This window comes from Gordonia sp. 'Campus' (genome assembly GCF_022206305.1).
In the GTDB taxonomy this organism is placed as follows: domain Bacteria; phylum Actinomycetota; class Actinomycetes; order Mycobacteriales; family Mycobacteriaceae; genus Gordonia.
In genome coordinates this window covers 69768-81607 of sequence record NZ_JAKOIW010000022.1, presented here as the reverse complement: position 1 = coordinate 81607, position 11840 = coordinate 69768, and the positions used below count along the sequence as shown (strand labels likewise).

11 protein-coding genes are annotated in these 11840 nt (G+C 70.2%); 4 read left to right on the top strand and 7 right to left on the bottom strand.

Annotated features, from left to right (window positions below; genetic code table 11):
* Nucleotides 1-179 precede the first annotated feature (179 nt).
* Nucleotides 180-1325: an Mrp/NBP35 family ATP-binding protein gene (locus MAY35_RS20005; RefSeq protein WP_238423034.1), complete on the top strand. Its 1146-nt coding sequence runs from the start codon at nucleotides 180-182 to the stop codon at nucleotides 1323-1325.
* A 5-nt stretch (nucleotides 1326-1330) separates the two neighbouring features.
* On the opposite strand, the gene tatB is transcribed toward MAY35_RS20005, so the two are convergent.
* The 4 genes from tatB to sigE form a co-directional block, all read right to left on the bottom strand.
* Nucleotides 1331-1822 (bottom strand): Sec-independent protein translocase protein TatB, encoded by a 492-nt coding sequence (tatB, locus tag MAY35_RS20000; protein WP_238423033.1) that lies wholly within the window; start codon nucleotides 1820-1822, stop codon nucleotides 1331-1333.
* Nucleotides 1823-1851: 29 nt separating this feature from the next.
* Nucleotides 1852-3342, bottom strand: a complete 1491-nt coding sequence (locus MAY35_RS19995) for a S1C family serine protease (protein WP_238423040.1) — start codon at nucleotides 3340-3342, stop codon at nucleotides 1852-1854.
* Nucleotides 3343-3407: 65 nt separating this feature from the next.
* On the bottom strand, nucleotides 3408-3941 hold the full coding sequence (locus tag MAY35_RS19990) for a hypothetical protein (RefSeq protein WP_238423032.1): 534 nt from the start codon (nucleotides 3939-3941) through the stop codon (nucleotides 3408-3410).
* 160 nt (nucleotides 3942-4101) lie between these two features.
* The gene (gene sigE, locus MAY35_RS19985) at nucleotides 4102-4713 is read right to left on the bottom strand and encodes an RNA polymerase sigma factor SigE (RefSeq protein WP_238423031.1); all 612 of its coding nucleotides are present in this window, start codon (nucleotides 4711-4713) and stop codon (nucleotides 4102-4104) included.
* A gap of 290 nt (nucleotides 4714-5003) precedes the next feature.
* Here sigE and MAY35_RS19980 point away from each other — a divergent pair, with 290 nt between their 5' ends.
* Complete coding sequence (locus tag MAY35_RS19980) at nucleotides 5004-5651, top strand: O-methyltransferase (RefSeq protein ID WP_238423030.1); 648 nt, start codon at nucleotides 5004-5006, stop codon at nucleotides 5649-5651.
* A gap of 1 nt (nucleotide 5652) precedes the next feature.
* On the opposite strand, the gene MAY35_RS19975 is transcribed toward MAY35_RS19980, so the two are convergent.
* From MAY35_RS19975 to rfbD, 3 genes are read right to left on the bottom strand one after another with little or no spacing between them, the layout of a single operon-like run.
* Nucleotides 5653-6786, bottom strand: a complete 1134-nt coding sequence (locus MAY35_RS19975) for a sugar phosphate nucleotidyltransferase (RefSeq protein ID WP_238423029.1) — start codon at nucleotides 6784-6786, stop codon at nucleotides 5653-5655.
* A gap of 45 nt (nucleotides 6787-6831) precedes the next feature.
* Nucleotides 6832-7710, bottom strand: a complete 879-nt coding sequence (locus MAY35_RS19970) for a glycosyltransferase family 2 protein (protein WP_238423028.1) — start codon at nucleotides 7708-7710, stop codon at nucleotides 6832-6834.
* Nucleotides 7711-7714: 4 nt separating this feature from the next.
* A complete protein-coding gene (gene rfbD, locus MAY35_RS19965) occupies nucleotides 7715-8683 on the bottom strand; it encodes a dTDP-4-dehydrorhamnose reductase (RefSeq protein ID WP_238423027.1) in 969 nt (322 codons plus the stop codon).
* 583 nt (nucleotides 8684-9266) lie between these two features.
* On the opposite strand from rfbD, the gene MAY35_RS19960 reads away from it, so the two are divergent.
* Nucleotides 9267-11108 carry an LCP family protein gene (locus tag MAY35_RS19960; RefSeq protein ID WP_238423026.1) on the top strand — a complete coding sequence of 614 codons (1842 nt, stop codon included), beginning with the start codon at nucleotides 9267-9269 and terminating at the stop codon, nucleotides 11106-11108.
* Nucleotides 11096-11809, top strand: coding sequence for a TIGR03089 family protein (locus MAY35_RS19955; RefSeq protein WP_238423025.1), 714 nt, complete (start codon nucleotides 11096-11098; stop codon nucleotides 11807-11809). The genes MAY35_RS19960 and MAY35_RS19955 overlap by 13 nt, the downstream gene beginning before the upstream one ends.
* Nucleotides 11810-11840 lie beyond the last annotated feature (31 nt).

Here is an 11840-nt window from a genome sequence, read left to right as displayed (position 1 = left end):
TGCCCGGCCAGCCCGCACCCCCGCCGCAGAAGAAGCAGGCGCCCACGACCAAGCAGCCGCCCGCGGGCAATGCGGGGATCAACCGGCCCGGACAGGCCGGCGCACCCGTACCGGTGCGCTGACTCCTCACCCGGGTACCTCCACCGGAGTCCACAAGGGACGCCGGTAGTCTGGATCAGATGACAACTGGAGTCGCGCCCACGGAATCGGCAGTTCGAGCCGCCCTGGGCAAGGTCAAGGATCCGGAGATCGGCAAGCCCATCACCGACATCGGGATGGTCAAGTCGGTCACGATCAACGACGATGCGAGCGTCGACGTCGGGGTGTACCTCACGACGTCGGGCTGTCCCATGCGCACCGAGATCTCGCAGCGTGTGGAAACCGCTGTCGCCGACGTTCCGGGCGTGGGTGCGGTCCGGGTCGAGCTCGACGTCATGGACGACGAACAACGTACCGAGCTGCGCAAGAAGCTGCGTGGCGACAAGGCCGAGCCGGTCATCCCGTTCGCCCAGCCCGGGTCGCTGACGCGGGTGTATGCGGTCGCCTCGGGCAAGGGTGGTGTCGGCAAGTCGAGCGTCACCGTCAACCTCGCCACGGCGCTCGCCGAACGAGGACTCAGCGTGGGGGTCCTCGACGCCGACATCTACGGCCACTCGGTGCCTCGCATGCTCGGCAGCGACGCCAAACCCACCCAGGTCGAGCGGATGATCATGCCGCCCATCAGCCATGGGGTCCGGTTCATCTCGATCGGGCAGTTCACCGACGGCAACACCCCGGTGACCTGGCGTGGTCCGATGCTGCACCGGGCGCTGCAGCAGTTCCTCGCCGACGTCTACTGGGGCGACCTCGACGTGCTGCTCCTCGATCTGCCGCCCGGTACCGGCGACGTCGCGATCTCGATCGCACAGCTGATCCCGGGCGCGGAGATCCTCGTGGTCACCACACCGCAGCAGGCCGCGGCCGAAGTCGCCGAACGGGCCGGGGCCATCGCGCTGCAGACCCGCCAGAAGATCCTCGGCGTCGTCGAGAACATGTCGTGGCTGGAGCTGCCCGACGGCACCCGGATGGAGCCTTTCGGATCCGGCGGTGGCGAGATGGTCGCCGAGCGACTCACCCGCGCCGTCGGTGCGCCGGTCGAGTTGCTCGGACAGGTTCCCCTGGAGACGGCGCTACGCGAGGGCGGCGATGCCGGTGTGCCGGTGGTTCTGTCGGCGCCCGACTCCCCGTCGGGTTCGGCACTGCGAGCGGTAGCGGCCAAGTTGGCGGTCCGCAAACGGGGCCTCGCGGGTATGAGCCTCGGGCTCGACACCGTCCGGCACTCCTGACCTGCTCAGGTGGCGTCCCAGTCGGTGACGGCCGGTGGGCCGGACGGACGTGACGCGCGATCGGCCGACTTGTCCATCGAGACCGGGCTTCCCGCCGAGGTGGCGTCGGCAACCTGAGAATCCGGCTTGTCGAGAGGCAGCGGCGCGGACACGGGCTTGATCTTCGGCGCCGCCGGGGTCGAGTTCCGGTCCACCGTCGTGGCGCTCTCGTTCAGCCGGAACAGCGAGTCGTCGCCGTCGAGGAGATGTTTGGTCACGATCGAGCGCGGGGTCATCCCACGGAGTTCGTTGAGATCGGCGAGCGGCTTGCGCAGGTCGTCGAATTCGGGTCCCAGCTCGTCTTTCAGCTGATTGGTCGCGCCGGTCGCGTAGTCGCGCACCTTGCGCACCGATTGCATGGTCCACGACACCGCGCCCGGAAGACGCTCCGGGCCGAGGATGACGAGGGCCGCCACCACCAGGATCGCGATCTCGCCCCATCCGACGCTGCTGAACATGTCCCTCGTCCTGATCTGTGCGGTGTGTGTCAGTCGCTCGCCGGCGTGATGGTGCCGGAGAACGTGCGGCCGGCCCGCCAGTACTGGAACGGGACCGCCTCACCGATCTTCGCGGTCCGGATGGCGACATTCAACTCGTCGGCGCTCTCGATGGGTCGGTTGTTGAACGAGGTGATCACGTCGTTCTCCCGCACCCCGGCGCGTTCGGCCGGGCCACCGGCGACCACGTTGCGGATCTGCGCGCCGAGGACCCGCTCGTTGCGGACCGAACTCGCGTTCACGCCGATCTGCGGGTGGTTCACCTTGCCGTCGCGGATCAGCGCCTCGGCGATCGGCTTCGCCTCGTCGATGGGAATCGCGAAGCCCAGGCCGATCGACCCACCGCCTGCGCCCAGGCGACCCGCCGTGTTGATGCCGACGACCTTGGCCTCGGCGTTCACCAGGGGGCCGCCGGAGTTGCCGGGGTTGATCGCCGCATCGGTCTGGATCGCGTCGATCACCGCATCGGTGTCGGATTCGGCGTCGGGGGTGAGTGCGACGGCGCGGTCGGTGGCACTGACGATGCCGCTCGTCACGGTGCGGTTGAGGCCCAGGGGCGATCCGAACGCGACGACTTCCTCGCCGATCTGCAGGTCACTTGAAGTACCGAGGACCGACACGGTGGGGTTCTCGACGTTGTCGACCTTGAGGACCGCGAGGTCCGTCTTCGGGTCGCGCCCGACGATCCGCGCCGAGACGCGCTGACGATCGAAGAAGACGACCTCGAGTTTGGCACTCTTGTCGTTGGCCGCCATGGAGATGACGTGGTTGTTGGTGAGGATGTAGCCCTCTTTGTCGATGACGAATCCCGACCCGGTCGCATAGGCACCCGACGCACGGACGTCGATGGCGACGACGGACTTCTCCACCGAACGCGCGACCTCGGCGACCGGCGACCGCGGTCCGGTGTCGCCACCCGGATCATCGGTGGACAGTTCGACCGTGTCGCTCGTCAGGGGCGCGGCGACCTCGGCGGTGTAGCGACCGAGGAGTCCGCCCACGAGGCCGATGAGCAAGGCGATCACGGTGAGCGTGGCCAGTGCCACCCAGCTGATGCGGTTGCCCAGCAACAGATCTCGGACGCCGAGCTTGCCCGCGGGCGTCGTGGGTGCATCGGAGGCGGCGGGGCCCAGCGCCGGTGCCACGAGCCGGGCCGGGCTCTCGGGGTCACGCCACGGATCTTCCGGCCGCTGCGGCTCCTCGGTCTGCCCGTAGGTGGCCAGCGGGTCCCGCTGCAGGGTGTCGGTGGAGCCGGGCGGTCGGCCGAATGCCTCGGCGAGGACCGGATCGGGTGCCGCGATGCGCGGCTCCGGTGATCGACGGTCGTCGGACCCGCTCGCGAACGACCCGCGCACGCCGGACGGCCTGCCGAACACCTGCGCGGTGGACGGCGACACGGGCGAATGCCGCGTACGGCTCGGGGTGAGTCGCTGCGACTCCGGCGGATCGGCGCGACGGGCGAACTGCGCGTCGTCCGGCATGCCGGGGTCGGGCGGGGTGCCGGGGTTCGGCGAAGGGTCGGGTGCGCCGGAATCGTCGGTCACGATCACCGACCCCGGCGACGGAAGGTCCGTCCGCGGCCCGCGTCACGCGCGCCGGGGATGCCGTCGGTCGGCGTCTCGGAGGACGCCGTGCCGGGGCCGAACTTCCGGTCGGGGCCGAATGTCTCGGAGGTCAGGTCGATCTCGCGGGTGGGGATCTGCGACAGCTGGCCCAGCAGAGATGCCGGGATCGACACCCGGCCGGACTCCCGCAGGCGGGTACGGGCCAGGGACTGGGCCTCGACGGCGCCGACGCATTCCGGGCACAGGGCGAGGTGGTGGGCGGCACGTGCATGCGCCGACATCCCCAGCTCGCCGTCGACGAACGCGGCCACCGCCTCGGGCGCGAGGTGCTCGGTGGGTGCGAACCGCCGGCCGCCGGCGGTGCCGGGCTCACGGTAACCACGATTGGGAAGGAAGGACGACGGTGCCGGACTCCAGGTGTTGGGGTTCCACGACGTCCGCCGACGACGGAGATTGGGGGTGGGGGGTTCGACACCGCCACGTCCGGTCGGACGCCCGCGATCACCGTCCATCATCGTCGTTCACCCCTCTCCACGACGAAACCGCCGCACGATGTGATTCGTGTGTAGCCCAGCTTTGTGTGTCCCAGCCTAGCGCTGTCCCACACTATCCGAGACGCCCAACGAACCCGGGCCGCGCGGGGTTCCCGAGGGCCGGCGGTCAGGCCGGTCGAGGTCAGGCAGACGAGCCGATGGCCACCGAGCGACTGCTCGTGTGCCCCTGGGCGGCGAGTGCGTCGCGGATGCTCTGACGTCCACGGTGGATGCGGCTGCGGACGGTGCCCAGCTTCACCCCGAGGGTCGCCGAGATCTCCTCGTAGGACAGTCCTTCGATGTCACACAGGACGACGGCGGCACGGAAGTCGGGTGCGAGGGAGTCCAGCGCGCGCTGCAGGTCCGGGTCGAGATTGGTGGCGTCGAAGATCTGCTGCGGGTCCGGGGTGTCGGCCGGGACGCGGTCGTACTCCTCGGGCAGCGCCTCCATACGGATCTTGCTGCGACGACGGACCATGTCGAGGAAGAGGTTGGTGGTGATGCGGTGGAGCCACCCCTCGAAGGTGCCCGGGCGGTAGTTCGACAGCGACCGGAACACCCGGATGAAGGTCTCCTGGGTGAGGTCCTCGGCGTCGTGCTGGTTCCCCGACAGCCGGTAGGCCAGGCGGTAGACGCGGTCGGCGTGCTCACGCACGAGGTCGTCCCAGGACGGCATCAACAGTTCGTCGCCGGTGGCGTCGAAACCTGCGGTACCCGCCGGAACAGCGTCGGCGGAATCGGGGGAAACGGTCATGGTCGGTGGTCGGTCCCTCTCTCGTGAACACGCACCCGGTGACCCAGAGCACTCACCGAATTCGAACAGCTGACCCCGGTTGGGTATTCCCGATGTGTCAGGAGTCGACACCGATCCACCGCGAACTGTCCCAACCGGAACAGCTCTCACCCTCTCCTATCGGAGTGTGGCCGTCGTATGAGGCGCCTGAGTGTTCCCTGAGGATGCGCCGGCGGGGGCCGGCGGTCCGGATTCGCCCAGGTCTGGCGTGCCGTGTACGGATCGGCCCGGGCTCGGACTAACCTCGACGCGTGACCGAGTCAACCCCGCCCGGCAGCCACGACCTGATCGCCTACGCCGAGTCGGCCATCGTCGAGGACGAGGCCGTGATCGCCGCCCGCGCCCGCGCCGAGGAACTCGGCGCCTCGCCGGTCGCTCCCGCGGTCGGTGCACTGCTGGCACTGCTCGCCCGGGCCGCCGATGCACGAGCCGTCGTCGAGATCGGAACCGGCACGGGGGTCAGCGGGCTGTGGCTCCTGAACGGCATGGCCGCCGACGGGGTCCTGACCACCATCGACCCCGAGCCCGAACACCATCGGGCGGCACGCGCGTCGTTCGCCGGTGCCGACATCGCGCCCGGCCGGACGCGTCTGATCAACGGCACCCCCGTCGACGTCCTCCCCCGCCTGTCCGATGCGTCCTACGACCTCGTGTTCATCGACGGGCCGCTGCTGGACCTCCCCCGGTTCGTCACCGAGGCCGTGCGCATGCTGCGGCCGGGAGGCGTCGTCGTCGTGCACAACGCGACCGCGGACGGCACCGTCGGCGATCCGGCGCGGACCGAGCCGCCGACCGCGGCCGCGCGCGAGGCCGCCCTGCTGATCGCCGACGACGAGCAGTTGCTCCCCGTCGTCATCCCGCTGGGCCCGGGCGTCCTCGCGGCGGCCAAGATCCGCTGATCTAGACGTCGGTCGAGAACCGGACCCCGTTGTCGGGGATCTCGATCCCCGGCCAGACACGTGCGCCGCGCAGCAGCTCGCACCGGGCACCGATGTTCGCGCCGTCACCGATCACGGTGTCGCGCACCAGAGCTCGCGGACCGATACGCGCCCCGAACCCGATGATGGACCGTTCCACCACGGCCCCCGCCTCGATCACGGCGCCGTCGAAGACCACCGCGCCGTCGAGGCGTGCACGCGGGCCGATCTCGGCGCCACGACCGACCACGGTCCCGCCGATCAGGAGTGCTCCCGGTCCGACACCCGCACCGTCGTGGACGAGCGACTCACCGCGCCGGTCTCCGAGCGCGGGGGACGGCGCGATGCCGCGGACGAGGTCCGACGAGCCGCGGACGAAGTCCTCGGGGGTTCCCATGTCACGCCAGTAGGCGTGGTCGACGTGGGCGTGGACATGCTTGCCCTCGACCAGCAACCGCGGGAACACCTCGCGTTCGACCGAGACGGGCAACCCGGCCGGGATCGACTCGATGATCTCGCGCTTGAACACGTAGGTGCCGGCGTTGATCTGGTCGGTCGGCGGGTCCTGCGTCTTCTCGAGGAACGCGGTGACACGACCGTCGGCGTCGGTCGGCACACACCCGAACGCACGCGGGTCGCTCACGCGCACCAGATGGATGGTGACGTCGGCGTCGGCCGTGCGATGGGCGTCGATGACATCGCGAACATCGGTGCCGCCGAGCACATCTCCGTTGAACACCACGATGGTGCTCGCGGTCAGCTGGTCGAGCACGTTGCGGATACCCCCGCCGGTGCCGAGTGGCTCGTCCTCGGTCACGTAGCGCATCCGGAGGCCGAGTTTCGATCCGTCGCCGTAGTACTCGCTGAACGTCTCGGCCTTGAAGGAGGTGCTCAGCACGATGTCCCGGATGCCCGCGGCCCGGATTCGGGAGAGCAGATGCGTCAGGAAAGGCAGCCCCGCGGTGGGCAACATGGGTTTGGGCGCCGACAGCGTCAACGGCCGCAGCCGAGTTCCCTTGCCGCCCACGAGGATGACGGCTTCGACATCCTCGGTGACGTTGTCCGATCCCCCGACGATGTCGCTCCCCACCGACTCCCGCACGGTGTAGTCATCCACTAGATCGGTCCCTTTCTCCACGTGGTCACCAACTCACTTCAGCACTCATCGGGCGTTTTCGCTCGCCGACGCGCGGCGCGCCGCGCGTACGGCCAGTCGGGATCGCGCCGCCAGACCGACACGCAACGCCAGGCGCAGGGGCGCACGCCAGGGCCCGGGGTTGCGATCGGCCTGGAAGCGGTAGGCGCTGCGATGGTGGGCCGGGAGCATCTTCTCCGGGTGCCGACCGGCGCTGTGCCCCTTTGTGTGCACCACCTCCGCGGTGGGCACGTAGACGTTCTGCCAGCCGGCCTTGCCGAGTCGGTCACCGAGATCCACGTCCTCCATGTACATGAAGTACCGGGCGTCGAATCCGCCGATGGCTTCGAAGGCCTCGCGCCGGACCAACAGGCAGGACCCCGACAGCCACCCGACCGGGCGCTCTGACGGGGTCTCGTCGTCCGCCCGGTAGGCGGCGGTCCACGGATTGGACTTCCACACCGTGCCGAGGATGGCGTGGCCGGTCCCGGACACGAGGTCGGGTACCCGGCGCGCCGATGGATAGACCGACCCATCGGGCTCGCGGATCAGCGGTCCGAGCGAGCCCGCACGCGGCCAGCGCTGCGCGGCCGCCATCAGCTCGTCGATGGCACCCGGCTTCCATTCGACGTCCGGGTTGGAGATGAGGATGTAGTCGACCTCCGGGTCGACCTCGGCGACCCCGCGGTTCATCGCCCCGCCGTAGCCGATGTTGCCGCCCGTGCGCACGAGCGTGACGGTCTCGTATTCCTTCTCGGCCAGCTCCGGCGCACCGTCCTCCGAACCGTTGTCGGCGATGATCACCTGCGGCATCTCGTCGGTGACCTCGGCGAGGCTCCGCAGGAAGGTCGCGAGGTGGTCACCGGAGAAGTAGGTCACCGTCACGACGGCTGGCTGAACAGACACGGGCTCAGGGTAACGAACCGTCGCGGGCGTCCGGCGCGGCGATCGCCGCGTGCAGCGCCTCCCGCCATCCGCGCAGCGGGGTGAGTCCCGCGTCCGCCCAGGAACGTCCGGACAACACCGAGTAGGCGGGTCGGGGCGCCGGCCGCGGGAAGTGCGCGGTCGTGGTCGGCAGGACGCGACCGGGATCGGCACCCACCTCCTCGAAGACGCCCCGGGCGACGTCGAACCAGGTGGCGCTGCCCGCGTTGGTCGCGTGCAGCACCGAGCCTGCCGCGTCCGGCCGCGAACCGGGTGTGCGCACCCCGTTCGCGACCAGTTCCCACAGACCGTCGGCGAGGTCGGGACAGTAGGTCGGCGAGCCGAGCTGGTCGTCGACGACCGACACCGTGTCCCGCGACTGTTCGAGACGTCGCATCGTCCCGACGAAGTCGAGACTGTCGGGTCCGCCGGTGTAGACCCACGCGGTCCGCACCACGGTCGTGCCGGGGTCCGCGGCCAGGGCGGCGCGCTCGCCGTCGAGCTTCGTCGCGCCGTAGACGGTGGCCGGACGGTCACGCACATCGTCGGGCTCATACCCGGCCGACCCGGCATCTGCCGATGACGCGCCGGGGGTCCCGGGGAAGACGTAGTCGGTCGAGACGTGGATGAGCCAGGCACCCGCGGCCGCCGTCTGCCCGGCCAGCACCGTGGGCCCGGTGACGTTGACCCGATGGGCTCCGTCGACGTCGGATTCCGCCCCGTCGACGTCGGTGTAGGCGGCGCAGTTGAGGACGACGTCGCCCTCGGCGAGGTCACCGAGTGCGGCGGCCACCGACGTCGCGTCGGCGATGTCGATGTCGGCCGAGGTGAGCGGCCGGACGACGACGGAGTCGGGAACGCGGGCCGACCCGGCCTGCAGGGCGGTGCCGAGTTGTCCTCCGGCTCCGACGATGTACACGGTCGGGGTGCTGGGCGTGACGCGCATGAGCACCATCGTGCCGCACCTGGCGGGGCTCGGCGTGACGACGGCTACTCGACTCCCCGGCGTTGCGTTCTCGAATTCCCGGATCACTTCAGTAGCCTGACGACTGCACACCAACTGACCCGTCTTTCACATCAGTACCGACATCCCCGGGCGTCACCGCAGGTCGCGCCGACCGCCGGTCCGATGTCCGAACCGCGAAAGGGACCGTTCACCAGTGGATTCACCATCCGACGGCCGTCGCGGGCGTCCGCAACCGCGGCGCGCGACACCGTCGGGACCCGACGGTCGCCAGCCCGCGCCCGATGCGCGACGCGGTTCCGATCCGCACACTCGACGCGAACCCGGCGCACGCCAGGATCCCCGTGCACGCCAGGACCCCAGGGCACGCCACGACCCCAGGGCACGCCAGGATCCCAGGACACGCCGCGAACCCGCCGGGGGCGAGCTCGGCTCGCCGCCCCCGCGGCGCCGCGCCCCGCGTCCCCCGGAGAACCACGAGAGCCAACAGCACCGCGGTCGGCGCCAGCCGCCACCGGAGCGTTCACACGCGCAGGACGGATCGCCGCGTGCGCGTAAGAGGCCCGCTGAGCCGATGCACGGCGACCAGCCCCGGACACCCGGTCGACGCGCCCCGGGCACCCGCCGGGCGGCCCCCGAGGCGGTCGAGCCCGCGCCCTCCCGGCGATCACGGCCGAGCGAGCCGCGTCCCACCCGACGTTCCTCCGGTGAGATCCACACGCGCCGGGTTCCCGCCGGGGAAGCAGCGGCCGACGATGCGAAGACGCGCCCCCGCGCATCGGGCCCGACGGCCGACAAGTCGGACCGGCGCCCGCGCAAGTCCGCCGAGAGCCCGCGCAAGTCCGCCCAGAGCCGGCCCAAGGCCGACCGTCCGAAGCGCACCGGTGCGGCAGCGACCCCGTCCGCTGCGGTCGCCCCCGACGCGAGCGATGTCCCGGCCCCTCCCACGACGCCACCCGGCGGCGGACGCAGTCGTCTGGCGGGCTGGTCCGCGGGGGCGGGCTGGGGCCGGGCGATCGTCGCGGTGGCATCGGTGGCCGTGCTGCTGTGCACCGGCTACGCGTGGAACACGATGTCGGATCTGCAGACCCGCATCACGCAGCTCGGCGGACTCGACCTCGGCGGCGGCGCCCAGGACGGCGCCGTCGACATCCTGTTGGTCGGCACCGATTCGCGGACCGACGCGAAGGGCAACCCGTTGTCGCCCGAGGAACTCAAACTGCTCCGTTCCGGCGACGAGGTCGCCACCAACACCGACACGATCCTGCTCATCCGCATCCCGGACGACGGCTCGTCGGCGACCGCGATCTCCATCCCCCGCGACTCCTACGTCGACGTCCCGGGCATCGGGATGAGCAAGATCAATGCCGCCTACGGAACCACCCGCGAGGGGGTACGGGCGCGGGCCGTCGGCGACGGGAAGTCCGAGGAGCAGGCCGAGTCCGAGGGCACCCTCGCCGGCCGGAAAGCCCTCGTGGACACCGTCGCCAACCTCACCGGTGTGCAGGTCGACCACTACGCGGAGGTCGGGCTGCTCGGCTTCGTGCTGCTGACGAACGCGGCCGGCGGCATCGACGTGTGTCTCAACGACGCCGTTCGGGACCCCTACAGCGGTGCGCGGTTCAAGGCCGGGCGCCAGACGCTCAACGGCCCGAAGGCACTGAGCTTCGTACGCCAGCGTCACGGTCTCCCCCGAGGCGACCTGGACCGGATCACCCGCCAGCAGGCGTTCATGGCATCCCTGACCCAGAAGATCCTCTCCGCGGGCACGCTCACCGACCCCGGCAAGCTGGGTGAGCTGCAGGATGCCGTCTCCCGGTCGGTGGTCATCGACGACGACTGGGACATCATCCATTTCGCCGAGCAGCTCAAGGATCTCAGTGGTGGCCGGGTGAAGTTCGCGACCATCCCGATCGTCACCGAGCAGGGCTGGAGCGAAGACGGTCAGCAGAGCGTTGTGCAGGTGGATCCCCGTGAGGTGCAGAACTTCACGAGCGATCTGCTGGCCCCCAAGCAGGCCCAGGGTGTGCAGCGTGGTGATTACAAGGTCGACGTCGTGAATGCCGGAACCATCGACGGTCTGGCGTCGAACGTGGCGAACATACTGACCAACAAGGGTTTTCAGGTGGGCGCCACGTCGAGCGGCAAGGCCGACACCAAGGACTCCATCGTGTACGCGAAGGAGACCGGAGACGCCGCGCGGCTTCTCGCGAAGGACCTCGGCGGCGCCGAGGTCGTGGCCGATCCCGCACTCGGCGACGACCAGTTGAAGGTGGTCCTCACCAACACCTATGCGGGGCCGGGCTCGATCAGCGACACCGGCGATCAGACCGACAACACCCCGGCGAGCGAACGCGTCGGCAACAAACGCCCGCCGATCAACGCGGGCACCAAGGGGCCGATGTGCGTCAACTGAACACCATCACCGACGCGATCTTCGACGCGGTCGCCGACCACACTCGTCCGCTGCTGACCTACTACGACGACGCGACCGGCGAGCGCACCGAACTCTCCGGCGCCACGCTCGGCAACTGGGCGGCCAAGACCGCGAACTACCTGGTCGACGAGATCGGCGTCGTCGAGGGCGACATCGTCGCGGTCGATCTGCCCGAACACTGGCAGACCGCAGGCATCCTGCTCGGTGCGTTCTGGGCCGGCGCCGACGTGCACCTCGACACCGACGACGACACCCCGCTGGTCGTGTTCACCAGTCGTGACCGCCTCGACGACCACCCGGACGCCGACGAGGTCGTGGTGGCCTCGCTGGATGCTTTCGCGCTGCCGCTGCGCGACCTGCCACCCGGGGTCGGGGACTACGGCAGTGTCGTCCGGGTGCACGGCGACCAGTTCAGTTCCCGCCGGCCGACGCCGGCGGCGCTCGAGGGAGACCCCACCGCCGCCGTACTCGACGCCGCCCGGGCGGCCGCGCAACGCGACGGAATCGGACCCGGCGCCCGTGTGGTGTCGACCCGGCCGTGGCACACCGCCGGTCGGGTGGTCGATCACCTCCTCGCTCCGTTCGTCGTGGGCGGCAGCCTCGTTCAGATCACCGCTGCGACACCGGAGCGGGTGTCCGCGCTCGCCGCGGTGGAGAAGGCCACGCTGATCCTGTCCTGAAGTCCGGCGAGGTCGGCGCCGATCGGGCACA